Origin of the sequence: Deinococcus taeanensis (assembly GCF_020229735.1) — a bacterium.
Lineage (GTDB): Bacteria > Deinococcota > Deinococci > Deinococcales > Deinococcaceae > Deinococcus > Deinococcus taeanensis.
Genome location: NZ_CP083456.1, coordinates 53811 through 77467, shown reverse-complemented (window position 1 = coordinate 77467; position 23657 = coordinate 53811). Strand labels below are relative to the sequence as shown.

Genomic DNA, 23657 nt, shown 5'->3' with positions numbered 1-23657 from the left:
GAAATCACATGCTGGAGAACCCTATGAAACGCACCTCTGCTCTTTTCCTGACAGCCGTACTTCTTTCCTCCTGCGCCACATCCACTCTGCCAGAGGCTACTGAAAGCAACATGGCGCGAAACATGGGAGATCGACCTTCAATATCAGAGCAAACCTGGACTCTCCTCCCCACCAAAACGACAATTCAACAGCAAGGCGCATCAGCCACGCCTGTGCTCGTGGGATTTGCACTTGCCACGCCAGTCACTACGTCAGAACTAGCTCGATTAGCCACTCAGACAGGAGTGAAGTTGCGCGCCGTGTATTACCACACTCCGCTGGCACAGGGAACATCCGCTTACCCATCTGCAATTCAACCGCAAGAGCTGGCGATAAGCTTAAAAGACTTCTTCTCGCGACAGGCAGATACGGGCCTCAAGCGACTAGGCAGTGATGTGGGGGTGCTGCTGAACCAAGAGGTGAATCTGCAATTGGATTTGAAAAACGTTGGGCAGATTAAAAAGTTCATTGCTCAAGGTCCCGAATACAAGCAGATCGCTGTAGAAATTCTGGCTCGTTTCGACGATGCCGACGATGCAAAACAATTATTCGATTCCGCCAGCATTTACGGGTTCCAGGCTGAGGGGACAACGGACGCACTCTCGAATCTTGGCCAGGCAGTGAAGGCGCAAGGCGTGACTACGGATACGGCCGTCCTCTTCAGTTCGGTTCTTCCGCCGTTGCCGCCGCACATGCAGGCTGCACGGAGCGAATACCTGAAGAGACGCGACAGTTATGCATTGCTGTCCAGCAACGACATTGCCAAGCGGATTGCAGCAGCTCAAAAACTTGATCGTGTGGTCATCCAAGGCCAGCCCAAAAAACTTTCGGCGCAGGCAATCTCAGGGAACGGCAATCCCTTTCCGAACCGCGGAACGTTGTATTACACGCCCAACAACCGCGGAACCAACCTTGATGACATCAGATTTACCCTGGCCTGGGACTCACCTGGCGGCTGGTGGATTGGCCCAGCGCGGGACGGACGAACACACCCGGGAATTTACGAAATGGACTTTGTAGACATGGGGTACATCAGCGTCTGGAATAAAGGCTGTACATCACGTTCCGACTTCCCCGAACCCTACGACGATTGCCCCACCTCGGGGGTCAGTGAAAGTGACGGCCTCTCGCATGGCCTCGGGTCTTGGAATGCTTCAGCCATCGCTCCAACTCGAATCTATAACGCAGTCATCGAACTTCAGCGTGTCAGCAATCTCAACACCTCCTTTAAGGTCACCTGGGGAACCATGCAGCACGATTTGTGCAGATCCACGGTCAACCCGACGGTCGCCAATACCTATCCGCAACAGTCTGCCTCGTACTTCACCTGTTCCTCGTCATGGCCGGTTGGTGAACGCGAACCTGCTGGTGGACAGTACTGCTCCTTTACAAGTACTGAGCGCAATATCTGGTGCGTCATCGGGGCCCGCAGCGGGGTTCTTCTCAACAACAGTTACATTACGTATGGACAGACATATAGCGAAAGCTGGAGGTATTGATCTGAGACGCAGAGGTTCCATCAACAAGATCAAGGCACCCCTCTGTCTCCTGTTCACAGCGACGGTCATGGTCAGCTGTGCTCAACCTCAGCGTCAGCTGATTAACACCGTGACCGTGGCTGGGGTTCAGCTTGACCTACTCGGCGAGGACCAACGAAGCGGCACGTTCGGGAACAACCGCGTCACTCAGCAACGGTTGCTGGTTCGCTGCCATCAAGGAAATAAAATCATCTATCGACAGACGTTTTGGCCTGGGCCCAGCTGGGACATCCTCACCACGTCGAACCGGATCAGCATTCGCGGGGAACTACTCGTGATTCGTGGTCCAAGGAACACGGTGACGGTGCCTCGAAACATCTACCGGAACTGCCCCACCTGACGATCCTTCCCATGGTGACATGACGTCCGCTTACCTCAGCCCGGACGGCGGCAGGTGGCGCAACAGACTGCTGGGGCAACCAGGCTCTTTTGCAAACATGGACACCTCAGGGGGTCCATGTTTTTACCTGCGCTCCCAGCAGACCTCTGGCACCCCCAGTTGCAGTTGCATCCATTCCTCTCCTCGAGCAGCGATAGAGTCTTATGACCTCTTATTGATAACGGCATAAGTTAAAGTCCATCAAATGTTGAGGCAGGTCGATGTACCGAACCCGTTGCCAGGCCGTCGTCAGCTTCGCTTTCAGCACGCCCACTGAGCGGGCACAGAAGTTCCCCAGCACATTCCGCTTCACGTACGCCCACACCAGCTCGATGGGATTCAACTCCGGAGCGTACGGCGGCAAAAACACCAGCGACAGGCGTTCGTGGAGATCCACGAACGCCTGAGTTGCCTTCGCTCGGTGAATGCCCGCGTTGTCCAGCACCACCACGATCTCCCCCTGCACATGGCGCATCAGATGCTGGAAGAACCGGGTGACGTCCCCACCCCGGATCGCCCCATGCTTCGTGTGCTGGAAGAATCGACCGTCCGAAGTGATCGCCCCGATAATCGAGCGTTTTTCCCAGTTGGCCGGGAGTGTGACCAGGGGCGTGACGCCCCTGGTCGACCACGTTCGTCTTCGCACACCGTTCAGCGAGAAGCCAACCTCATCCAGGTCCACCAGGGTTGCGCCCTGCGCGACCTTTTTTTCCCAACTCCGGCGCCACCTGTTCTTTCCAGGACGCGATCCGGAGTTCATTGCGTTCTGCTGCCCGTCCATCCGGCATCTGGGGCGTGAACCCCAGCTGACGAAGAATTCTCCGGACGTGATCGGGGTGGTACCACACGTCGAAGTGCCGCCCGATCAGGTCTGCGACTCGTCTGGTGCTCCAGGTCGGGTCAGGGAAGCCATGGTGCAGCGCACCCTCCCTCAGGAGGGTGCGGACCTGTTCGAGCTGGGCGGTGGTGAGTCGGGAGGGGCGTCCTGTCGTCACCGTTGCCTGGAGACTGCCGGTGCGCTTCAGGCGTTTCTTCTAGTTGCTGACGGTGTGTACGGACACGCCGAAGTGCTGGGCAATCACCTGCTGTGAATGCTGGCCCCCTTGAAGCCAGGGGGTCGCCGCCAGTCGACGTTCCTCCAGCTGCGCTCGGGAGTATTTGGATGGATGCCATTCAGCCACACCTCCAGCATACCAGCTCGTATTTACGTCGTTATCAATAAGGGGACGTGAGGTTCTGGCGGATGCCGCGCGCTGGGGGCGCCCCCTACCCTGAACTCAGGAGCCGCCTCTGTCCTGGGGCCGGCGAAGGAATCCCATGAACGCCGTAAACCGCTGTCCGGACCGCCCCCAACTGGAATGCAGACGTCAGAAGGCCGCGCTGACCACCCGGAGCGGCGCCGCCTCCCGCGGCCCTGCCGGACGCGCGACCGCCGGATGGCCCCACGCCGCCAGAGTTCAGAGGGGGACCCCGTGACGCGCGTGAAGTACCCGCGCACGCCGCACCTGCCCTGGTCGCCCGGGGTGGGGCACGGCGACACGCGCATGGTGGACGTCCGGCAGTTCCTGGGGCAGGAGGTGGTCGTAACCGAGAAACTCGACGGGGAGAACACCACCCTCTACCGGGACGGGCTGCACGCCCGGTCCCTCGATCCAAGGCCGCATCCGTCGCGCGCCTGGGTGAAGGCCCTGCAGGGCCGCGTCGGGTACCGGCTGCCCGCAGGGTGGCGCGTGTGCGGCGAGAACCTGTACGCCCGGCATTCGCTGGCGTACGACGACCTCGCGTCGTACTTCTACCTGCTGAGCGTCTGGGACGATGGCAACACCTGCCTCAGCTGGGACGGCACCGTCCGCTGGGCCGCCGAGCTCGGCGTGCCGACGCCGCGCGTGCTGTACCGCGGCCTCTGGGACGAGGCGCTGATCCGAGCCCTGACAGTCGACGAGAGCCGCATGGAGGGGTACGTGGTCCGCACTGCGGCCGGGTTTCCCTTCGCGGCGTTCGCGGCGCACGTCGCCAAGTGGGTCCGGGCCGGGCACGTGCAGACCGGGGCGCACTGGCTGCACGGCGCCGTGACGCCCAACGGCCTGCGGAGGGAGCCGTGACGGCGCCTGAGGCGACCTTCGTGCGTGACCTGCGGCTCAGCGCCGAACCGGACTTCGCGGCGTTCGCACGCGCGCTCGGCGGGACGCTCCCGCTCCTGGAGCAGCTCAGCCGGACGCCGCAGGACCCGGAGTGGCACGCCGAGGGCGACGTGGCGGCACACACCGACCTCGTGCTCGCTGAGGGGTACCGGGTGGCCCGTGAGCAGGCCCTGAACCCGGACGAGCGGCTGGTCCTGACGCTCGCCGCCGCGTTTCACGACCTCGGCAAGGCGCTGACCACCCGGCGGGCCGAGGACGGCCGCGGCGCCGCGCGGGTCATCTCCCCGCGCCACGCCGACCGGGGCCGCTCGTACCTCGCCTACCGCCTGCCGGACCTCGGGCTGCCGCACGCGGTGACCGCGGCGGTGATGGGGCTCGTCGGGCATCACCATGACCTGGGCCGGACCCTCACGGCCGGCACGGCCCGCGCGTACCACCGCCTCGCGCGGCAGATGAACCTGCGGCTGCTGTACCTGCTCGAGCAGGCAGACGTGCGCGGCCGGGTCGCGCCGAACCGGGCGTCGGCGCTGGAGGACCTGGAACTCTTCCGGCTGGGCGCCGAGGAGTTCGGCGTGTGGGCTCAACCCGACCCGTACGCCGGCTGGCGGGACGCGGTCGCGCGTGACCTCGCGGGCTTCGCGCCTGAGTACCAGGACCTCGTGCTCGCGCAGGGCGTGCTCGATTACGAGGCGGGGCGGATTCAGACGCCGGAGGAGGCCGTGGCGCGCGGATACGCTGCCCGCCGGGGCTTCGCGCAACTGGTGGTGACCTGCGGGCCGAGCGGCGCCGGCAAAAGCAGCTGGGTGGCGGAGTACCTGCCGGATTTCGAGGTGGTGTCCCTGGATCGGCTGCGTGAGACGCTGGCAGGAAAACGCGCCGATCAGGGCGTGAACGGCCAGGTGCTGCAGGCCGCCAAGGCGCAGCTGCGCGCCGCGCTGCGGGCCGGGCGGCGGGTGGTGTGGGACGCCACGAACACCCGCCGGGACTTCCGGAGTCTTCCGCTGACGCTCGGTTTCGACTACGGCGCGCTGACCACCCTGGTGGTGTTCCAGCCGCCGCTGAGCAGCCTGTTCGGGCGCAACCCGGCGCGGGTGCACGCCGTGCCCGCCCGCGTGCTGGCCGCGCGGGTCGAGAACGCCGAATTTCCCTACGTGACCGAAGCGCACCGGACGGTCCTGCTTGACGAGTACTTCCGGGCCCTGCCCGCTGGCCCGGCCGGCCGCTAGTCCGCCCGCCGGGGCCTGGGACCTGCGCCGTGCCCGCAGGGGTGCAGGTCCGCGCCGGCGTTCAGACTGACCGGTTCTGTGAGGTAGCGGTCCGGGCGGCCGGCGCAGCCTGGACCCTGGCGGCGCTGCGGTGAGAGCGTCCAGAGGCCGGTGCGCAGCCGCGCCCAGCGCAGCGCGGGGCTGACCGGGCTGCGGTCCGGCCCGCTGGCTTGTTTCCTCTCGTTCCAGGTGTTATGGTTCACCATAACAAAGACACAACGTGTTATGCCCAATGGAGGAAGTGCTATGAAGCGACTGACCCGTGCATCCCTGACCCTCGTGGCCGCCCTGACCTGCAGCCAGGCCCTGGCCGTGACCCGAGGCGGCCAACTCGTGTACGGCCGGTACGCCGATTCCCTGTTCCTCGACCCGGTGCTGAACGACGCGAACCTCGACATCTGGATCCTGACCAACCTTTACGACACCCTGCTGCAGCCCACCAACGACGGCAAGGGTGTGCAGCCGGGCCTCGCGAGCCGCTTCGTGGTGTCCAAGGACGGCAAGGCAATGACGCTCACCCTGCGCCCAGGCCTGAAATTCGCCGACGGCAGCCCACTGACCGCCCAGGACGTCAAATGGTCCCTCGACCGGGCCCGCCAGCCGGACGCCGGGGCGTGGAGCAGCTCCCTCGCGAGCATCAGTTCCATCACCGCCAGCGGCACCACCGTCACGCTGAACCTCAAGACCCCCGACCCCACCCTGCCCGCCGCGCTCGCGACCTTCAACGCCGCGATCATGCCGCAGAAGCTGTTCACGGCCGCGCCCGGCAAGAATGACGCCGAGAAGGCCAAAGCCTTCGCGGAAAAGCCCATCGGCTCGGGACCGTTCGTGCTCAGCGAATGGAAACGTGGGTCGTACATGGTTCTCAAACGCAATCCCTACTACTGGAAGAAAGGCGAGGACGGCAAGGCCCTGCCGTACCTCGACAGCGTGCGCTTCGAGATCATCCCCGACGACAACACCCGCATCCTGAAACTGCAGGCCGGGGAACTCCAGGGCGCGGAATTCATTCCGCTCAGCCGCGTGGCGGAACTCAAGGCCAACCCGCGGGTCAACATGACACTGTTTCCCTCCACCAAGGTGAACAACATCCTGATGAACAACCGCCCGACCCTCAAGGACGGAACCGTCAACCCGCTGAGTGACGTCAAGGTCCGCCAGGCCCTGAACTACGCCACCAACAAGCAGGCGCTGATTCAGGTCGTGACCTACGGCACCGGCAAGGAAATGAAGTCCTACATGTCGTCCACCACGCCGCTGTTCGACGCGTCCCAGAAAGGCTACCCCTACGACCTCGCCAAGGCGAAGGCGCTGCTGGCCGCCTCGAAGTTCAAGAACGGCTTTGACGTGACGGTCCTCGCCACCAGCGGCAGTGCCGACGACCTCGCGCTGCTCACCGCGCTGCAGCAGATGTGGAGCGCGGTCGGCGTGCGGCTCAAGATCGAGCAGCTCGACGCGGCCACCAAAACCGCCCGTTACCGCGCCAACGACTTCCAGATGCGCACCGCCGCGTGGACGAACGACATCAACGACCCCTCGCAGATCACCAGCTACTACGCGCTGTACAGCAACATCGAATCGGTCCACACCGGCTTCAGGAGCGCCGAGATCGACAAGCTGTTCGCGCAGAGCCAGCAGGAGACCAGCCGCGTCAAGCGCGCCTCGCAGTACCGCACGATCCAGAGCCTGTACCTGAACGCCGCGCCCATCGTCTACCTGTACGAAACGCCGTACCCGGTGGCGCTCGCCAAAAACGTCCGCGGCTTCGTGCAGATCCCGCTGGGCAACAACATCTTCGCGGGCGCGTCCCTGGAGAAGTAAACCCGCGCGGCCCCTGCCCGGCCCCCGGTGACCCCCGGCGCCGCCCCGGCCTCCCGGCGGCGGCGCGTGACTTTGGAGGTGTATGCACAGCAACTACGTCCTCAAACGCCTGCTTCAGATCATCCCGACCTTCCTGGCCGTGATGCTGGTCGTGTTCCTGCTGGTGCGGCTGCTGCCGGGCGATCCGGCCAGCGCCATTCTCGGCGACCGCGCCACCGAGGAGATCGTGGCGCGCACCAACCGCCAGCTGGGCCTGGACCGCCCGCTGCCGGTGCAGTTCGGCCTGTTCGTGCTCAACCTGCTGCAGGGCAACCTCGGCGAGAGCATCACCCTGAAGATTCCCGTGCTGCGCCTGATCGGCGAGCGCCTGCCGGTCACGCTGTTTCTCACGGTGTACGCCGCCGCGCTGGGCCTGCTGCTCGCCGTGCCGCTCGCGGTGCTCGCGGCCGTGCGCCGCAACACCTGGGTGGACGCCCTGATCCGCGGCGTGTTCCAGGTGGGCCTGTCGCTGCCGGTGTTCTACGTGGCGCTGCAGCTGCTGACCCTGCTGGGCGCCCGCCTGGGCTGGTTCCCGATCGGCGGCTACGGCACCAGCGTGCCCGAGCACTTCTACCACCTGTTCCTGCCGGCGCTGACGCTGGGCCTGAACCTCGCGGCGGTGCTGGTCCGGACCCTGCGCAACAGCGTCATCGAGGTGATCACCGCCGAGTACGTGGACTTCGCCCGCGCCAAGGGCCTGCGCGCCGGCGTGATCATGACCCGGCACGTGCTGCGCAACGCCCTGATTCCCACCGTCACGCTGCTGGGCCTGAACATCGGCGCGCTGATCGGCGGGGCCGTGATCACCGAAACCGTATTCGCCATTCCCGGCGTGGGCCGCCTGATGGTGGACGCGATCTTCGGCCGGGACTACCCGGTGATTCAGGGCCTGACCCTGACCTTCGCCGTGCTCGTCTCCCTGGTGTTCCTGATGACCGACCTGATCCACGCCCGCCTCGACCCCCGGACGGAACTGTCGTGACCGCCGCCCTGACCACCGCGGCGCCCGCGCCGGCCCCCGCCCGCCGGAGGGTGCCCAAACCCACCCTGCTGATCGGGCTGGCGCTGCTGCTGGTCCTGCTGGGCGCCGCGCTGTTTCCCGCGCCGCTCGCGCCGTTCAGTCCCACCGACTTCGACTACGAGGCCATCTTGCAGGGCCCCACCGCCCGGCATCCCCTCGGCACCGACAATTTCGGTCGGGACGTGCTCAGCCGCGTGATCTACGGCACCCGCATCGACCTGCAGATCGCGCTGTTCACCACCCTGTTCCCGTTCGTGTTCGGCACGCTGCTCGGCGCGCTGACCGGCTACGCCGGGCGCTGGAGTGACGCCCTGGTCGGCCGCCTCGCGGACCTCGTGGTCGTCTTTCCGTTCCTGGTACTGGTCATCGCCATCGTGGCGGTCCTCGGGCCGGGCCTGACGAACATGTACGTCGCCGTGAGCGCCGTCGGCTGGGTCAGCTACTGGCGCCTCACCCGCGGCGAGGTCATGACCCAGAAGAAAGCCGAGTACGCGCAGGCCGGCCGGGTGCTGGGCTACAGCCCCACGCGCATTCTCCTGCGCCACCTGCTGCCCAACGCCGTGACGCCCGCCGTCGTGTACCTGATGACCGACATGAGCCTGGGCATCCTGCTCGGCGCCTCGCTCGGCTACCTCGGCCTGGGCGCGCAGCCGCCCACACCGGAATGGGGCGTGATGGTTGCCGACGGCAAGAACTTCATGGCCACCGCCTGGTGGATCAGCACCTTCCCCGGGCTGGCCCTGACGCTGGCCGGCGTGACCTTCAGCCTGATCGGCGACGGCCTCGCCGACGCCCTGAGGCCGCGCGCATGACCGGCGCCTCCCACCGGCCGCTGCTGAGCGTGCGTGACCTCAACGTGCGCATGCCCACGCCCGCCGGCCCGCTGCACGTGGTGCGCGGCGTGAGTTTCGACGTGCGCCCCGGCGAGATGCTCGGCCTGGTCGGCGAGTCCGGCAGCGGCAAAAGCGTCACGCTGCGCTCGCTGCTGCGCCTGTACCGCCCGCCCGCGCAGCTGACCGGCGAGGTGAACTTCGGCGGGCAGAACCTGCTCACCCTGCCAGAAACGCGCCTGCGCGAGGTGCGCGGCGCCCAGATCGGCATGATCTTCCAGGAGCCCATGTCCGCCCTGAACCCGGTCCTCACGGTCGGCGAGCAGATCCTGGAGAACCTGCGCGAACACCGCGGCCTGCGCGGGCGCGCCGCGCAGGACCGCGCCGCGGAACTGCTTGACCTGACCGGCATTCCCAGTCCGCGCGCCCGCCTGGGCGACTACCCGCACCAGTTCTCCGGCGGCATGCGCCAGCGCGCCATGATCGCCATCGCCCTGGCGTCCGAGCCGAAACTGCTGCTCGCCGACGAACCCACCACCGCCCTGGACGTCACCATCCAGGACCAGATTCTGCGGCTGCTGCTGCGCCTGCGCGAGGAACTCGACATGAGCGTCATTCTGGTCACGCACGACCTGGGCGTCATCGCGCAGACCTGCGACCGCGTGGCCGTGATGTACGGCGGCCGCCTCGTGGAAACCGCCCCCGTGCCTGAGCTGTTCCGCCGGCCCCGCCACGCCTACGCGCTGGGCCTGCTGCGCAGCCTGCCCGGCGCCGGCGCGCGCCGCGAGCCGCTGCAGCCCATTCCCGGCGGTCCCCCGAACCTGCTGAGCCTGCCGCCCGGCTGTCCGTTCGCACCCCGGTGCAGCTTCGTCACGGACGCCTGCCGGGGCGCCGAGCCGCCCCTGCTGACCGTCGCGCCGGGGCACGACAGCGCCTGCGTGCACCACGACCGCCTGCCCAGCCTCGCCGGGGAGGTGGCCGTATGACCCTGGAACACCCCGCCGCGCTGATGGACGTGCGCGGCCTGACCAAAACCTTCCCGGTGCGCCAGAGCCTGCTTGCCCGCCTGCAGGGCCAGCCTCGCCGGGCCGTGCAGGCCCTGAGCGACGTGCACCTGAGCGTCGTGCGCGGCGAGACGCTCGGCATCGTCGGCGAGAGCGGCTGCGGGAAATCCACGCTCGCGCGCTGCCTCGTGCGCCTGCACGAGGCCGACAGCGGCGCGGTGCGCTACGAGGACCTGGACGTGCTGCGCCTGCGCGGCCCGGCGCTGCGGCGCTACAACCGCCGCGTGCAGATGATCTTCCAGGACCCGTACTCCAGCCTCAACCCCCGCATGACGGTCGGGCAGATGCTGCGCGAGGTCCTGAGCGTGCACCGCATGCGCCCGGCCGCCGAGCAGCCCGCCCGCATCCAGGAACTCCTGACCCTGGTGGGCCTGCCCGCCCACGCCGCGGGCCGCTACCCGCACGAGTTCAGCGGCGGGCAGCGCCAGCGCGTCGGCATCGCCCGCGCCCTGGCGCTCGAACCCGAGTGCCTGATCGCCGACGAACTCGTCTCCGCGCTGGACGTCAGCGTGCAGGCGCAGGTCGTGAACCTGCTGCTCGAACTGCAGCAGCGCCTGGGCCTGACCGTGCTGTTCGTCGCGCACGACCTGCGCCTGGTGCGGCACCTCTCGCACCGCGTGGCCGTGATGTACCTCGGCCGGGTGGTGGAGGTCGCGCCCACCGACGCGCTGTTCAGCGCGCCGAAGCACCCGTACACCCAGGCGCTGCTCGCCGCGGCCCCCACCCTCGACCCGGCGCGCCGCACGGCCGCGCCCGCCATCACCGGCGAACTGCCCAGCCCCCTGAACGTCCCGGGCGGCTGCGCGTTCCGCACCCGCTGCCCGCACGCCTTTGACCGCTGCGCCGCCGAGCGGCCCGCGCTGCTGCGCCTGGACGGCGGGCAGGAGGTCGCCTGTCACCTCTACGACCCGCTCCCGCAGGCCACAGGCGCCGGGCCGGGCGCGCCGGTGACCGGATGACCCTGACGCCCGACCCCGCCCCGCTCCTGCAGGACGCCGCGCCCGGCACCGACTGGCCTTTCACGCTGGACCGCAGCCTGGGCGTGCCGCTCGGCGCGCAGCTGCGCGGGCAGATCGAGTACGGCATCGCCTGCGGGGAACTGCCGCGCGGCGCGCGCCTGCCCAGCGTCCGCGAACTCTCGCAGAACCTCGCCGTGGCGCACGTCACGGTCGCGCAGGTGTACAAGGACCTGCTCGCGCAGGGCCTGATCGTCACCGCCCGCGGCCGCGGCACCTACGTCGCCGAGCTGCCCGCCCCGGCCGGCCCGGACCTCGGGCGGCTGCACCAGCTGCTCGGGGACGCGCTGCGCCAGGCGGAAAGCGAAGGGTACAGCGTGCACCAGGTGCGCGGCGTGCTGAACCTGCTGCTCGCCCAGGCGGACCGCGGCCCGGCCGACGGCGTGACGGTGCTGCTCGTGGGCCTGTTCGCCGACGCGACGAGCAGCTACGCCGCCGGCCTGCAGGCGGCCCTGCGCCCCGGGGACCGGGTGCAGGCGGTCACGCTCGGCGAGCTGCGCCAGGGGCACGGCCTGGCGCAGGCCCGGCAGGCCGACGTGGTGCTCGCGCTCGCCCACCGGCTCGCCGAGACGCGCGCGCTGTTCCCCGGCACCGAGGTGCTGCCGGTCGGCTTCATTCCCTCCCAGCCCACCCGCGCGGCCCTGGCGGCGCTCAGTCCGCTGGCCCGCCTGGCGGTGGTCGCCACCTTCGAGGAGTTCCTGCCGACCTTCCTGGCCGGCGTCAAACGCTTCGCGCCGCACGTGCAGGCCCTGCACGCCACGCACATCCAGGCGGACACCCTCCTGGACGTGCTTGACCGCTGCGACGTCGTGGTGTACGCCACCGGCTCGGAACTCGTCCGCACGCTCACGCCGCACAAACCGATGCTGGAATACCGCCACATCATCGACCCTCACGACATCGAGCGGCTGGTGCTGCCCGCCGTGCTCGCCCGCCGCAAGGAAGGACCCTTATGACCCCGATTGAGCGTCAGAACTGGATGCAGGTCGAGCAGTACCTGCAGCGCGACGACCGCTGCGTGCTGCCGCTGGGCAGCACCGAGCAGCACGCCTACCTCAGCCTGTGCGTGGACAACATCCTGCCCGAACGCCTGGCCCGCGAAGCGGCCGCGCCGCTGGGCGTGCCGGTGTTCCCGGTCGTGCCGTACGGCGTCACGCCGTACTTCCGCGCGTACCCCGGCAGCGTGACCCTGCGCGTGAGCACCTACCTCGCGGTGGTCCGCGACCTGCTTGACGGCCTGCACGAACAGGGCTTCCGGCGGATCCTGATCGTCAACGGCCACGGTGGCAACAGTCCCGCGCAGGGCTTCGTGGGCGAGTGGATGGCCGACCATCCCGGCACCCGCGTGAAATTCCACAACTGGTGGAACGCCCCGCAGGTGTGGGCGCAGGTGCAGGCCACCGACCCCAACGCCAGCCACGCCTCCTGGATGGAGAACTTCCCCTGGACCCGCCTGGACGGCGTGACGCTGCCCGGCGGGGAAAAAGCCCCCGCCGACCTGAATGTGCTGCGCCTGCTCGCCCCGCAGGAACTGCGCGCCTACCTCGGCGAAGGCAACTACGGCGGGCGCTTCCAGCGGCCCGACGCGGACATGCAGGCCATCTGGGACGTGGCCGTGAGCGAAACCCGCGCGCTGCTCGACGGCGGGTGGTCGCTGTGAGCGCCGCTGACCCTGCCGTCGGCCGCGTGCTCGTGTGGGGCGCGGGCGCCATCGGCGGCACCATCGGCGCGTACCTCGCGCGCGCCGGGCACGACGTGACTTTCGTCGACCGCGCCGAGGACCACGTGCAGGCCATCACCCGCGCCGGCCTGCACGTCACCGGGCCCTTCGGCGACTTCCGCGTGCAGGCCCCGGCGTTCACGCCAGTCACGCTGCGCGGCGAGTGGGACACCGTCCTGCTGTGCACCAAGGCGCAGGACACCCAGGCCGCCGGCGAGCAGCTCGCGCCTCACCTGACGCAGAGCGGCGCGGTGGTGTCCATCCAGAACGGCCTCAACCCCCTGATTCTCAACGGCACGCTCGGCGCGCCGCGGGTGCTGGGCAGCTTCGTGAACTTCGGCGCCGACTACCTCGAGCCCGGCACGGTGCACTACGCCGGGCGCGGCGCGGTCGTGATCGGCGAGCAGAGCGGCGAACTCAGCGCCCGCGCCCGCGCCCTGCACGCCCTGCTGCGCACCTTCGAACCGGACGCGGTGCTCAGCCCCAACATCATGGGCTACCTGTGGGGCAAACTCGCCTACGGCGCGCTGCTGTTCGCCACGGCCGTCACCAACGACAGCATCGCCGACGCGCTCGCCCGCCCCGAGGACCGCGCGCTGTACACCGAACTTGGCCGCGAGGTGCTGCGCGTCACCCTGGCGCACGGCGTCACGCCCGAAGCGTTCAACGGCTTCGATCCCCGCGCCTTCCTGCCGCAGGCCAGCGCCGCGCAGGCCCACGCCAGCCTCGACGAGCTCGTGGCCTTCAACCGCCGCAGCGCCAAGACGCACAGCGGCATCTGGCGCGACCTCGCCGTGCGCCGGCGGCGCACCGAGGTGGACGCGCAACTCGGCTGGGTGGTGCATTTCGGCGCCCTGCACGGCGTGCCCACGCCCATCTCGGCGCGCCTGGTGGAACTGATCCACGACATTGAAGCGGGCCGGCGGGAACTGAGCCGCGACAACATCGCCGAGCTGCGCAGGCAGCTGGGGCAGGTTCAGGCATGAACCTCACCTTCGACGGGCAGACCGTGATCGTGACCGGCGCGGCGCACGGCTTCGGCCGCGCCATCGCCCACGCCTTCGCCGCCGACGGCGCCCAGGTGTACGCCTGCGACGTGCAGGACGCCGGGCTGCAGGACACCGCCCGCCTCGCCGCGGCCGGCCCGCCGCTGCGCGCCCGGCACCTGGACGTCACCGACCCGGCCGCCGTGCAGGCCGTCATCGGCGCGGCCGCGCAGGAGACCGGCCGCATCGACGTGCTCGTCAACAACGCCGGCGGCGTGCTCGGGCAGGTGGGCCGCCCGCTCGAGGAGATCACGCCCGAAGACTGGCGCGCGATCTTCGCGGTGAACGTGGACGGCGCGTTTCTGTGCGCGCAGGCCGCCGCGCCGCACATGAAACGCCAGCGGCGCGGGCGGATCGTCAACATCTCCTCCGGCGCCGGGCTGGGCGTCAGTCTCACCGGCATCCAGGCGTACGCGAGCGCCAAAGCCGCGCAGATCGGCCTGACCCGGCAGCTCGCCCATGAACTCGGCGAGTTCGGCATTACCGTGAACAACGTCGCGCCGGGCTTCGTGCGCAGCAACCCCACCACCGAGCGGCAGTGGGAGAGCTACGGCGAGGACGGCCAGCGGCGCCTGGTGCAGGGCCTCGCCCTGCGGCGCCTGGGCAGCCCGCAGGACATCGCCGCGGCCGTGCAGTTCTTCGCGTCCGATCAGGCCGGCTGGATCACCGGGCAGGTCCTGAGCGTGGACGGCGGCCGGTGAGCGCCCGCCCGCCCGCCGCGGACGCCGGGCTCGCGCAGGTGCTCGCCACCCTGCAGGGCCGCTCGGCGGCCTCCCTGAACGACCTGCTCGCCTTCGCCGCCATTCCGAGCGTGAGCGCCCAGGCGGCGCACGCGCCGGACGTCCGGCGCGCCGCGGACTGGCTGGCCGCCCGGCTGCGCCAGGCGGGCCTGGCGGCAGTCGAGCAGTGGCCCACCGCCGGGCACCCGGCCGTGTACGCCGAGTGGCTCGGCGCGCCCGGCGCGCCCACCCTGCTGGTGTACGGTCACTACGACGTGCAGCCGCCCGACCCCGAGGACCGCTGGCGCACGCCGCCCTTCACGCCCACCGTGCAGGGTGAGCGGGTGTACGGCCGCGGCGTCAGCGACGACAAGGGCCCGCTGCTGATCGCCGTGCAGGTCGCCGACGCGTACCTCAGCGCCCTGGGCCGCCTGCCCGTCAACGTGAAGTTCCTGTTCGAAGGTGAGGAGGAGGTCGGCAGCGCCCACCTGCCGGCCCTGGTTGCCGCCCGGCGCGGGCGCCTGCAGGCCGACTTCGTGCTCAGCGCCGACGGCGGCATGTGGAGCGCCGAGACGCCGTCGCTGACCGTCAGCGCGCGCGGCCTCGCGGCGCTCGAATTCACGGTGCGCGGCCCCGCCAAGGACCTGCACTCCGGCCGGCACGGCGGCAGCCTGCACAACCCGCTGCACGCCATCGCCGCGCTCGTCGCCAGCCTGCACGCCGCCGACGGCCGGGTCGCGGTGGACGGCTTCTACGACGGGGTGAGCGACCGCACGCCGGCCGAGCGCCAGGCCATCCGGGCGTTGCCGTTCACCGACGCGGCGTACCTCGAGCAGACCGGCGCGCCCGCCACGTACGGCGAGGCCGGGTACAGCACCCTCGAACGCCAGTGGACCCGCCCGACGCTGGAACTCAACGGCCTGTGGGGCGGCTACGCCGGCGAAGGCAGCAAAACCGTGCTGCCCGGCGAGGCGCACGCCAAAATCACCTGCCGGCTGGTGCCGGGCCAGGACCCGGCCCGCATGCCCGCCCTGATCGAAGCTCACCTGCGCCGGCACCTGCCGCCCGGCGTGACGCTGGAGGTGCGCGCGGGCGCGCACGGCGCCCGCGCGTACGAGCTGCCGGCGGCCCACCCGGGCCGCCGGGTGGCGCGGCAGGTGCTCGAAACCGTGTACGGCCGCGCGCCCCTGGAGGTCGGCATGGGCGGCAGCATCCCGGTGCTGGAGACCTTCAGCGAACTGCTCGGGGTGGACACCGTGTTCTTCAGCTTCGCGGTGGGGGACGAGGACATCCACGCGCCCAACGAGTTCTTCCGCCTCGCGCGCCTGGGTGAAGGCCAGGAGGCCTGGGCGCGCTACTGGGCGGCCCTGGCGGCGGACGCCGGGCCGGGGGGCCAGCCATGACCGACCCGGCCCTGCGCGCCTTCGCGGCCCTGCTGCCGGACGGCGACCTCAGCTGCGCGGTGTCCGACGCCCTGGAGCGCGGCGGCGCGCTGAGCGCCGCGTTCCGCCCGGTGTGGCCCGGCGCGCGCCTGCTCGGCCCGGCCGTGACGGTCCGCACCTTCGGCACCGACCTGAGCGCGGTGTTCAGCGCCATCGACACGGCGCCCGCCGGCAGCGTGCTCGTCATCGACTCGCACGGCGTGACGAACTCCGCCTTCTGGGGCGAACGCACCACCCGCGCCGCCCAGGCGCGCGGCCTGGCCGGCGCGGTCATCGACGGCGGCTGCCGCGACGTCAGCGCCGTGCGCCGGCTGCAGTTCCCGGTGTTCAGCACCGCTGTGACGCCCAACGCCGGGCTGGGCGGCGCCCACGGCGCCGTGAACGTCCCGGTCGCCCCCGGCGGGCAGCCTGTCTTGCCCGGCGACCTGGTCGTGGCCGACGAGAACGGCGTGGTGATCGTGCCGCGCGCCCGCATTCCCGGGGTCCTGGCGGCCGTGGAGGCGCTGCTCGCCGCCGAGCAGGCCCTGCTGGCCCGCACGGCCAGCGCCGCTGACCTGCAGCCGGGCCCGGCCGAATGACCCCCCGCGGCCCGGCCCGGCGGCCCCGGCGAGCGCGCCCGGCCGGGCCCCGCCTCGCTGTCCCCCGCCCCCTGTGCGGCGCCGCTCCCCTGCCCCCGGAGGCCCCATGACTGACTTTGACCGCCTGAGCGCCGAAATCAACGACCTGCTGTGCATCCTGAACGTCCTGAACTGGGACGCGCGCACCCAGATGCCTCCGGGCGGCAGCGCCGCGCGCGCCCAGCAGGCCGCGACCCTCAGCGGCGTCGCCCAGGAGAAACTGCTCTCACCTGCCTACGAGCAGGCGGCCCGCGCGGCCCTCGCCGCGGACCCCGCCGACCGGGCCGCGCAGCAGGCCCTGAACGCCGCGGCGGCGCTGCGGCGCGTACCGGCCGCCCTCACCCGCGACCTCGCCGCCCTGAAAGGAGAGGCGCAGGACGTGTGGGCCGGCGCGAAAGCCGCCAGTGACTTCGCGCGCTTCGCGCCGTACCTGCAGCGCATGGTGCAGCTCAGCCGCGACCTCGCCGGCGCGCTCGGGTACGAAGACCACCCGTACGACGCCCTGCTCAACCTGTACGAGCCGGGCCTGAGCACCGCCACGCTGCGGCCGCTGTTTGCGCGGCTGCGCGCGCACCACGTGCCGCTGCTGCGCGCGGTCATGGCCCGCCCCGCGCCGCGCAGCGACTTCCTGACCCGCAGCTACCCGGCGGCCGCGCAGCGCGCGTTCTGTCTGCAACTCGCCCAGGCGTTCGGCTACGACCTGACCCGCGGGCGCCTGGACGCCTCCGCGCACCCGTTCGAGATCAGCTTCACCCGGCAGGACGTGCGCATCACCACCCGCTACCAGGAGCACTTCCTGCCCGGCGCGCTGTTCGGCACCTTGCACGAAACCGGGCACGCCCTGTATGAGCAGGGCGTCGCGCCGGAACTGAGCCGCACTGCCCTGACGAGCGACCTGCTGGGCCTGTACGCGGTGGGCGGCGCGAGCTTCGGCACGCACGAAAGCCAGTCGCGCCTGTGGGAAAACCGCGTGGGCCGCGCCCGCGCCTTCTGGGACCTGCACTTCCCGGCCCTGCAGGCGCACTTCCCCGAGCAGCTCGCCGACGTCAGCGCCGAGGAGTTCCACCGCGCCGTGAACCGCGTGCAGCCCAGCCTGATCCGCGTGGAGGCGGACGAACTCACCTACGACCTGCACGTCATGCTGCGCGCCGACCTCGAAGCGCAGCTGATCAACGGGGAGCTCAGCGTGCAGGACCTCCCGGCCGCCTGGAACGCCCGCGTGAAGGCCGACCTGGGCCTGGACGTCCCCGACGACGCGCGCGGCGTGCTGCAGGACATTCACTGGTCCACCGGGTACTTCGGGTCCTTTCCCACGTACACGGTCGGCAACGTCATGGCCGCGCAGTTCTACCGCGCCGCCCACTCGGCCCTGCCGCAGCTCGGCGCGCAGCTCGCCGCCGGAAACTACGCGCCGCTGCGCGCGTGGCTCACCGAGCACCTCTACCGCCACGGCCGCACCTTCACGCCGCACGAACTGCTCGTCCGCACGACCGGCAGTGGCCTGGACCCGCAGCCGTACCTGGACTACCTCACTGAGAAATTCACCGGGCTGTACGCCCTGGAGGCCCACGCATGACTCAAGCAACCCAAGCAACGCAACGCCGGCTGACCGGCAAGGTGGCGCTCGTGACCGGCGCCTCCAGCGGCATCGGAGAAGCCACCGCCCGCGCCCTGGCCCTCGAAGGCGCCGCCGTCGCGCTCGTCGCCCGGCGCGCCGACCGGCTCGAGCAGCTCGCCGCCGACATCCGCGCGCAGGGCGGACAGGCGCACGTCTGCGCCCTCGACCTCGCCCAGCCCGGCCAGGCCCAGGTGGCCGCGCAGCAGACGGCCGCCGCCCTCGGCCGGCTGGACATCCTCGTGAACAACGCCGGGCTGATGCTGCTCGGCCCGGTCACCGGCGCGGACCTGAGCGACTGGGAGCGCATGCTGGACCTGAACGTCCGCGCGCTGATGACCCTCACCCACGCCGCCCTGGCGATCATGACGCCCCAGCGCAGCGGGCACATCGTGAACGTCTCCTCGGTCTCCGGCCGCGGCGCCAGTCCCACGAGCGCCGGCTACAGCGCCACCAAATGGGCGGTCGGCGGTTTCAGCGAAGGCCTGCGCCAGGAAGTGCGCCTGAGCGGCATCCGCGTCACCGTGATCGAACCCGGCGTGGTCGCCACCGAACTCACCGGCCACATCACCCACACCCAGACCAGGGAAACCTACGAAAGCCGCGTCAGCACCATGACGCCCCTGGAAGCCGAGGACATCGCCGCAGCCGTCGTGTACGCCGTGACGCAGCCGCAGCGCGTGAACGTCAACGAAATCCTGATCCGCCCCCTCGACCAGGGCTGAGGCCCCGGCCGGGCGGCCCGCACCGCCCGCCTCAGCGTTCCTGCTCGCCCTGGCGCGCGTCGCCGCTGAAGGCCTCGCCCATCCGAGAGACGCTGCGGACCACCGCCGTGATGTCCTCAAGGGTCATCAGGTGCAGCGCCTGCGTGCCGTCGGGCGCGAGCACCGTCCAGGCCTCCACCTTTATTTTCTGAGTGCCGGTGCCGGGGACGTCCAGGTCAATCACGTACTGCGTGAGCGGCGCGTCGGTCAGGACCAGTTCGTTGAGCCGCTCCTGAAGCTCCCACAGGTCCAGCTGACGGCTGCCGAGCGTCTGCAGCCGCTGCCCGAGCGCCTGCTCCGGCGAGACGCGCAGCAGCTCGTAGAACGCCCGGTTCGCCGCGACCACCCGCAGGTCGTCGTCGAACACCACCGCCGGGTTGAGAATGGCATTGAGCAGCGCGTCCGAGTACCGCCCGGCGTACGCCAGCCTCGTCTCAAGCGCCTTGACAGTGTCGATGTTCGTGAAGGTTATGGCGGCCCCGTCGATGAAATTGTCGGAGGTGCGGTACGGCGTGACGCGCATCAGGAACCAGCGGCCGTCGTGGGTCTGCACCGGCGTCTCGAACGGCAGAAGGGTGTCGAGCACGCGGGCGACGTCCCCTTCAAAGTCCACGTCCCGCAGCCGCACGTTGATGTCACCGATGTGCCGGCCCACGTCCGTCTGGATCAGGTTGATGACCGTCCCGATCAGGGGCGTGAAGCGCTTGATCTTCAGGACGTTGCCGAGAAACAACGTGGCGATCCCGGCACTTTCCAGCTGGAGTAGCGCCCCCGCCCTCAGCGTCCGCCTCCCGGTGTGTCGTCCGCACCCGGTCCGGCGGCCGGCGGGCCCTGAGTGGCCTGCAGCGCCTCCTGGCGCAGCCGCTGGCCGCGCGCCCGGGCCTCCCGGGCTTCCTGGCGGTACGCGCGCGCCAGGTCCGCCTCCCCGGCGTCCTCATGGTGCCTCTCGAGGTGCTTGAGCAGCATCACGTCCTCATCAAGTGCCCGCGCGGCGTTCCACAGGCTCGCCTCGACCGAGGCGCGCAGCTCACTAAGCAGGCTCGCCCCGGTGTGCGCATGCCCGGTGTGGCAGCGGAAGCGCAGCGCCTGGCCTTCGCGCAGGCGCACCATCACGCTGTGACACTCCGGACGGGTGAACTGTGACAGCGCGCCGGGCGTCAGCAGGCCCGACGCGAAGGCGTTGTCCTCATGGGCCACCGCGACTTCCAGGTCAAGGCGGCGCCGCTGCTCGTCATTCATGAGACCCTCCTGCGGCGCCGGCGCCGTGATCAGCGCGCCCAGCGCCGGCGCGATGCCCGCGGCGGGAACGATGTGGTCCACCGGCACGCTCCGCAGGGCACTGAGCGGCATGGCGGGGTACGCCGCGTCCTCGGGATGCTGCACGACCGCGCGCCCCCCCAGCTGCTTGATGGTCTACAGGCCCGACGTGCCGTCGTCCAGCAGCCCGCTGAGCATCACGCCGGTGGTGCCCGCGCCGTGGCTGGCGGCGGCCGACCGGAACAGCACGTTATTGGAAGGCCGGGAGCGGTTCTCCTTCGGGTCGCGGGTGGTGAGCAGGTGATGGTCCGGCGGCGCGACGAACAGGCACCCGGGCCGCAGCGGTTCACCGTCCTGCGGGTGCCGGGCGGGCAGAGGCCCGCAGCGGGTCAGGCGCTCAGGCAGGTGGCTCGGGTAGTCGGGGGAGACGTGCACCACGATCAGGACCGGGGCCGGAAAGTCCGGTGGCAGCTGGGCGACAATCTCGCGCAGCGGGTCGAGCGCGCCGGCGGACCCGCCGATCACCACGAGAGGAGCGGTCATGCCCTGATCGTCAGCAGCTTGCGGGCAACGGGGGAGCCGCTTTGACTTACGGGGCTTAAGGCGGGGCTCATCTGGCACGGGACGTGCCGCTGTCAGGTCTTGATCTTCAAGCGATACAACCGGAGTTATGAAATAGCGCTGTCCCCGGACTTCCCTGGCATGCTGTTCCTTGCTGCTGTTGCTCAGGCCTGCTCAACATCGGAATCGGGGCACTCCGCAGGTCAGACGCGCCGACTGCTCATTCGGAATCGGTGCACTCCGCAGGTCAGACGCGCCGACTGCTCATCAGGAGACCTTCAAGACCTCATCCGTGCGGTCCCTCCAGATCAGGTCTGGCGCTGCAGCTCCACCTCGGATTCACACGACTGCGCCGCCGGGCGGCCTGAATGTCCAGGGTGTGACGGGTGGGGGAGAGTCCGGGCCTGAGCGTCCGCAGCAAGCCAGCTGCCGCGGCGCGGTGGGCCAGGGGCCGCTCAGGCTCTGGAAGAGTGACGGCGGTCCTCTGTGCGGTGCGGGTTGGAGTGTCTGGCGCTTGTGCTATCTGCTGACCGTGGGCTGTCACGCTGTGATTCACTGATAGTCCCGGGCGTCCGGGTACTCGGCAACCCGAGTGATCAGCCCTGTGGCCTTCCTTGTTCCTCTGTTCTTCGGTGCTTTGGCTTATACCTGCCTGGCACGTGAGGTATGGCTGCTGCCGGCCGGGGCCCCGTGCACCGGAAGCCTACGCAAAGAGCAGTCAAGGAGCAGTGCGGTGCTGGGTCCGCCTGCCTCCTGTGACCTGCAGTGCTGGCTTGGGCGCTCTGCGCGGCGACTTTTGGTAACGGCCAAGTGCAGGGGTCGTTCCGGATAGTTGTAGGGGCGCTGCGGAAGCCGTAAGCCCGGGCGGTTGCCAAACAGCCACAGCGTACGCCCAGGCCACACCACCGAACGGGAGCCATTCACGCTGCGGACCAGGAGGCCCTAAGCTTTGAGCGCTCTGGTGCCAATCACCCGCTTTGGAACAACCAACCCTAACCCGGCAGAGCTCAGACCGGTGGTGTACTTTTATAACTTCGGTTATTCCCTTTGATATATCCTTGTTGACGTCAACTTCTGCTGTTCGCAGTGCCCCCCCTTCAACAGGAGACCGCCATGACCGCTCCCCATCCCCCCTCCACATGAGCGGCGCCGCCCGCCGGCCCGCCGCCTTCCGCATCGGTCAACTCCTCGCCGCCGCCGAGGCCGCCACCCAGCTTGACCCGGCCCTCACCGAACTCGCCCGCACCCGTCCCGCCGCGCTCATCAGCCGCCTCCACCCGCAGGTCCCCACCTGGGACGCCCCGCTGATCCGCCGCTGGCAGGCCATCACTGCCCACGTTCCCGACCCGGCCGACCCACCACTCGGCGACGCCGCGCAGACGCAGCTCACGCTCGGGTACTGGCACGAACACCTGCACATTCACCGCGCCCGCCGCGTCCACACGGCCCGGCAGACCCTCGGCCTGAACCAGACCGACTGGGCGCACGCCCTGGGCGTCAGCATCAAAACCGTACAGGCCTGGGAACAGGGCGTGAACAACATCCCCGAGGAGTACGAAAAGCTCGCCGAAACTCTCACCCAGCGGTCCTGACCACCCCCGCCCGCGCCTGATGGGCGCGCAGTTGGGGGGCGCAGCGGCGTCAAGTGCATGGGCGCCAACCCACCGGTGTCCACCTGACACGTCGCCCTCTCGGGCGTTACTGAGGCGCGCCAGGATGTAGGCCCGCCGGGATCAAGCGCGCTCCGCCGTGGCGGGCGGGTGTGAGGAAAAGATGCATGGTCCGTCAATATTGTCGGGCTGTTCGCCGCTTCATGAGCGTGCCATGCTGCCCTCAGGAGGAAACCTCATGACCCACACCGCCACGAAAGCGTTCCTCGTGCTGATGCTGGCCGCCGCTCCACTGCCGGCCCTTGCACAGGACACCAACACCACCACGGACACCACGACCACCGACACGACCAGCACGGACACCACTGGGACCGACACCACCGGGACGGACGCCACAAGTACGGACACCACCGACACGACCGGAACGGACACCACAGGCACGGACGCGACTGGAACCGACACCGCAGGCACCACCGACACCGCGACCGACACGACCAGCACGGACACGACCAGCACCGATACGGCAACGGACACGACAAGTACCGACACGTCCACCACCGAGGCGACCAGCACGGACACCGCCACCGATACCGCCGCCACGGACGCCACGAGCACCGACGCGACCAGCACGGACACTGCCGCCACCACAACCACCACTGACACCACCACCACCCAGACGCAGACCGACAACGACGACACCAGCTGGGGCTGGCTTGGCCTGCTGGGTCTCGCCGGGCTTGCCGGCATGCGCCGCAAGCCCGCCACGACCGTGCACACCAACACCACCACGCACACCACGCCCCCGCGCTAAGCCCCATCAGGCAAAGCACAGCAGGCGGCCTCCGGGCCGACTGCTGCTTTGCCTGATGGGCTGCGCCCCACGTCTTCCGGCCCGCCCGCCCCCTCCCCGCAGCGCCCGGCCCCGGGAACGCCCGGGCCGGAAAGTACTCATGAAGTTCAGGCCAAAGCAGGACCTTTACGCTTCTGTGCTGGACTTCATGGCCATCAGCTGGCCGTTCACACGGCGCGCCAGGTGATGAACCACGCGACTGCAGAGGCAGGACCTGACCGTCCTGTTTCTCGACCAGCTCCAGAACATCGAGAGCGCCGGGTGGCAGGATAGAGCTGGCTGCGCAGGCGTCCAGCCGCCTGG

At 69.5% G+C, this 23657-nt stretch carries 19 protein-coding genes and 2 pseudogenes; 18 read left to right on the top strand and 3 right to left on the bottom strand.

Annotated elements, in window-relative coordinates:
* The first annotated feature begins 23 nt into the window (after positions 1 to 23).
* Complete coding sequence (locus tag LAJ19_RS14135; RefSeq protein WP_225523510.1) at positions 24 to 1538, top strand: hypothetical protein; 1515 nt, start codon at positions 24 to 26, stop codon at positions 1536 to 1538.
* 590 nt (positions 1539 to 2128) lie between these two features.
* On the opposite strand, the pseudogene LAJ19_RS14130 reads toward LAJ19_RS14135, so the two are convergent.
* Positions 2129 to 3137, bottom strand: a pseudogene (locus LAJ19_RS14130) (IS630 family transposase).
* Positions 3138 to 3428: 291 nt separating this feature from the next.
* Here LAJ19_RS14130 and LAJ19_RS14125 point away from each other — a divergent pair.
* From LAJ19_RS14125 to LAJ19_RS14055, 15 genes are all read left to right on the top strand, one after another.
* The gene (locus LAJ19_RS14125) at positions 3429 to 4058 is read left to right on the top strand and encodes an RNA ligase family protein (RefSeq protein WP_225523509.1); all 630 of its coding nucleotides are present in this window, start codon (positions 3429 to 3431) and stop codon (positions 4056 to 4058) included.
* On the top strand, positions 4055 to 5323 hold the full coding sequence (locus LAJ19_RS14120) for an AAA family ATPase (protein ID WP_225523508.1): 1269 nt from the start codon (positions 4055 to 4057) through the stop codon (positions 5321 to 5323). Before LAJ19_RS14125 ends, LAJ19_RS14120 begins: the two co-directional genes overlap by 4 nt.
* Before the next feature lie 285 nt (positions 5324 to 5608).
* On the top strand, positions 5609 to 7183 hold the full coding sequence (locus LAJ19_RS14115; protein WP_225523507.1) for an ABC transporter substrate-binding protein: 1575 nt from the start codon (positions 5609 to 5611) through the stop codon (positions 7181 to 7183).
* An 82-nt stretch (positions 7184 to 7265) separates the two neighbouring features.
* Complete coding sequence (locus LAJ19_RS14110; RefSeq protein WP_225523506.1) at positions 7266 to 8204, top strand: ABC transporter permease; 939 nt, start codon at positions 7266 to 7268, stop codon at positions 8202 to 8204.
* Positions 8201 to 9055 (top strand): ABC transporter permease, encoded by an 855-nt coding sequence (locus tag LAJ19_RS14105; RefSeq protein ID WP_225523505.1) that lies wholly within the window; start codon positions 8201 to 8203, stop codon positions 9053 to 9055. The genes LAJ19_RS14110 and LAJ19_RS14105 overlap by 4 nt, the downstream gene beginning before the upstream one ends.
* Positions 9052 to 10059, top strand: coding sequence for an ABC transporter ATP-binding protein (locus LAJ19_RS14100; RefSeq protein WP_225523504.1), 1008 nt, complete (start codon positions 9052 to 9054; stop codon positions 10057 to 10059). The genes LAJ19_RS14105 and LAJ19_RS14100 overlap by 4 nt, the downstream gene beginning before the upstream one ends.
* The gene (locus LAJ19_RS14095) at positions 10056 to 11096 is read left to right on the top strand and encodes an ABC transporter ATP-binding protein (RefSeq protein WP_225523503.1); all 1041 of its coding nucleotides are present in this window, start codon (positions 10056 to 10058) and stop codon (positions 11094 to 11096) included. The genes LAJ19_RS14100 and LAJ19_RS14095 overlap by 4 nt, the downstream gene beginning before the upstream one ends.
* The gene (locus tag LAJ19_RS14090) at positions 11093 to 12109 is read left to right on the top strand and encodes a GntR family transcriptional regulator (protein WP_225523502.1); all 1017 of its coding nucleotides are present in this window, start codon (positions 11093 to 11095) and stop codon (positions 12107 to 12109) included. Before LAJ19_RS14095 ends, LAJ19_RS14090 begins: the two co-directional genes overlap by 4 nt.
* Positions 12106 to 12813, top strand: a complete 708-nt coding sequence (locus LAJ19_RS14085; RefSeq protein ID WP_225523501.1) for a creatininase family protein — start codon at positions 12106 to 12108, stop codon at positions 12811 to 12813. The genes LAJ19_RS14090 and LAJ19_RS14085 overlap by 4 nt, the downstream gene beginning before the upstream one ends.
* Positions 12810 to 13859, top strand: coding sequence for a ketopantoate reductase family protein (locus tag LAJ19_RS14080; protein WP_225523500.1), 1050 nt, complete (start codon positions 12810 to 12812; stop codon positions 13857 to 13859). The genes LAJ19_RS14085 and LAJ19_RS14080 overlap by 4 nt, the downstream gene beginning before the upstream one ends.
* Entirely contained in the window at positions 13856 to 14620 is a 765-nt protein-coding gene (locus tag LAJ19_RS14075; protein WP_225523499.1) for an SDR family NAD(P)-dependent oxidoreductase, read from the top strand. The genes LAJ19_RS14080 and LAJ19_RS14075 overlap by 4 nt, the downstream gene beginning before the upstream one ends.
* A complete protein-coding gene (locus LAJ19_RS14070; protein WP_225523498.1) occupies positions 14617 to 16041 on the top strand; it encodes a dipeptidase in 1425 nt (474 codons plus the stop codon). The genes LAJ19_RS14075 and LAJ19_RS14070 overlap by 4 nt, the downstream gene beginning before the upstream one ends.
* Positions 16038 to 16658: an RraA family protein gene (locus LAJ19_RS14065; RefSeq protein ID WP_225523497.1), complete on the top strand. Its 621-nt coding sequence runs from the start codon at positions 16038 to 16040 to the stop codon at positions 16656 to 16658. Before LAJ19_RS14070 ends, LAJ19_RS14065 begins: the two co-directional genes overlap by 4 nt.
* 106 nt (positions 16659 to 16764) lie before the next feature.
* Positions 16765 to 18273 carry a carboxypeptidase M32 gene (locus LAJ19_RS14060; protein ID WP_225523496.1) on the top strand — a complete coding sequence of 503 codons (1509 nt, stop codon included), beginning with the start codon at positions 16765 to 16767 and terminating at the stop codon, positions 18271 to 18273.
* Entirely contained in the window at positions 18270 to 19037 is a 768-nt protein-coding gene (locus LAJ19_RS14055; protein WP_225523495.1) for an SDR family NAD(P)-dependent oxidoreductase, read from the top strand. The genes LAJ19_RS14060 and LAJ19_RS14055 overlap by 4 nt, the downstream gene beginning before the upstream one ends.
* Positions 19038 to 19068: 31 nt before the next feature.
* Here the strand turns inward: LAJ19_RS14055 and LAJ19_RS14050 are convergent, their stop codons facing one another.
* Complete coding sequence (locus LAJ19_RS14050) at positions 19069 to 19833, bottom strand: PAS domain-containing protein (RefSeq protein ID WP_255639866.1); 765 nt, start codon at positions 19831 to 19833, stop codon at positions 19069 to 19071.
* Positions 19834 to 19853: 20 nt separating this feature from the next.
* Positions 19854 to 20876, bottom strand: a pseudogene (locus LAJ19_RS14045) (chemotaxis protein CheB).
* A gap of 1157 nt (positions 20877 to 22033) precedes the next feature.
* Between LAJ19_RS14045 and LAJ19_RS14040 the strand changes: the two are divergent.
* Positions 22034 to 22486 (top strand): helix-turn-helix domain-containing protein, encoded by a 453-nt coding sequence (locus LAJ19_RS14040; RefSeq protein ID WP_225523494.1) that lies wholly within the window; start codon positions 22034 to 22036, stop codon positions 22484 to 22486.
* Positions 22487 to 22742: 256 nt separating this feature from the next.
* Positions 22743 to 23315 (top strand): WGxxGxxG-CTERM domain-containing protein, encoded by a 573-nt coding sequence (locus LAJ19_RS14035; protein WP_225523493.1) that lies wholly within the window; start codon positions 22743 to 22745, stop codon positions 23313 to 23315.
* The last annotated feature ends 342 nt before the right edge of the window (positions 23316 to 23657 follow it).

What these genes read in the sequence shown, in the direction of transcription:
- LAJ19_RS14060 (WP_225523496.1), top strand. Translation starts at nt 16,765, where the DNA reads ATGACTGACTTTGACCGCCTGAGCGCCGAAATCAACGACCTGCTGTGC.
- LAJ19_RS14055 (WP_225523495.1), top strand. Translation starts at nt 18,270, where the DNA reads ATGACTCAAGCAACCCAAGCAACGCAACGCCGGCTGACCGGCAAGGTG.
- LAJ19_RS14090 (WP_225523502.1), top strand. Translation starts at nt 11,093, where the DNA reads ATGACCCTGACGCCCGACCCCGCCCCGCTCCTGCAGGACGCCGCGCCC.
- LAJ19_RS14110 (WP_225523506.1), top strand. Translation starts at nt 7,266, where the DNA reads ATGCACAGCAACTACGTCCTCAAACGCCTGCTTCAGATCATCCCGACC.
- LAJ19_RS14085 (WP_225523501.1), top strand. Translation starts at nt 12,106, where the DNA reads ATGACCCCGATTGAGCGTCAGAACTGGATGCAGGTCGAGCAGTACCTG.
- LAJ19_RS14095 (WP_225523503.1), top strand. Translation starts at nt 10,056, where the DNA reads ATGACCCTGGAACACCCCGCCGCGCTGATGGACGTGCGCGGCCTGACC.
- LAJ19_RS14065 (WP_225523497.1), top strand. Translation starts at nt 16,038, where the DNA reads ATGACCGACCCGGCCCTGCGCGCCTTCGCGGCCCTGCTGCCGGACGGC.
- LAJ19_RS14100 (WP_225523504.1), top strand. Translation starts at nt 9,052, where the DNA reads ATGACCGGCGCCTCCCACCGGCCGCTGCTGAGCGTGCGTGACCTCAAC.
- LAJ19_RS14135 (WP_225523510.1), top strand. Translation starts at nt 24, where the DNA reads ATGAAACGCACCTCTGCTCTTTTCCTGACAGCCGTACTTCTTTCCTCC.
- LAJ19_RS14075 (WP_225523499.1), top strand. Translation starts at nt 13,856, where the DNA reads ATGAACCTCACCTTCGACGGGCAGACCGTGATCGTGACCGGCGCGGCG.
- LAJ19_RS14115 (WP_225523507.1), top strand. Translation starts at nt 5,609, where the DNA reads ATGAAGCGACTGACCCGTGCATCCCTGACCCTCGTGGCCGCCCTGACC.
- LAJ19_RS14035 (WP_225523493.1), top strand. Translation starts at nt 22,743, where the DNA reads ATGACCCACACCGCCACGAAAGCGTTCCTCGTGCTGATGCTGGCCGCC.
- LAJ19_RS14040 (WP_225523494.1), top strand. Translation starts at nt 22,034, where the DNA reads ATGAGCGGCGCCGCCCGCCGGCCCGCCGCCTTCCGCATCGGTCAACTC.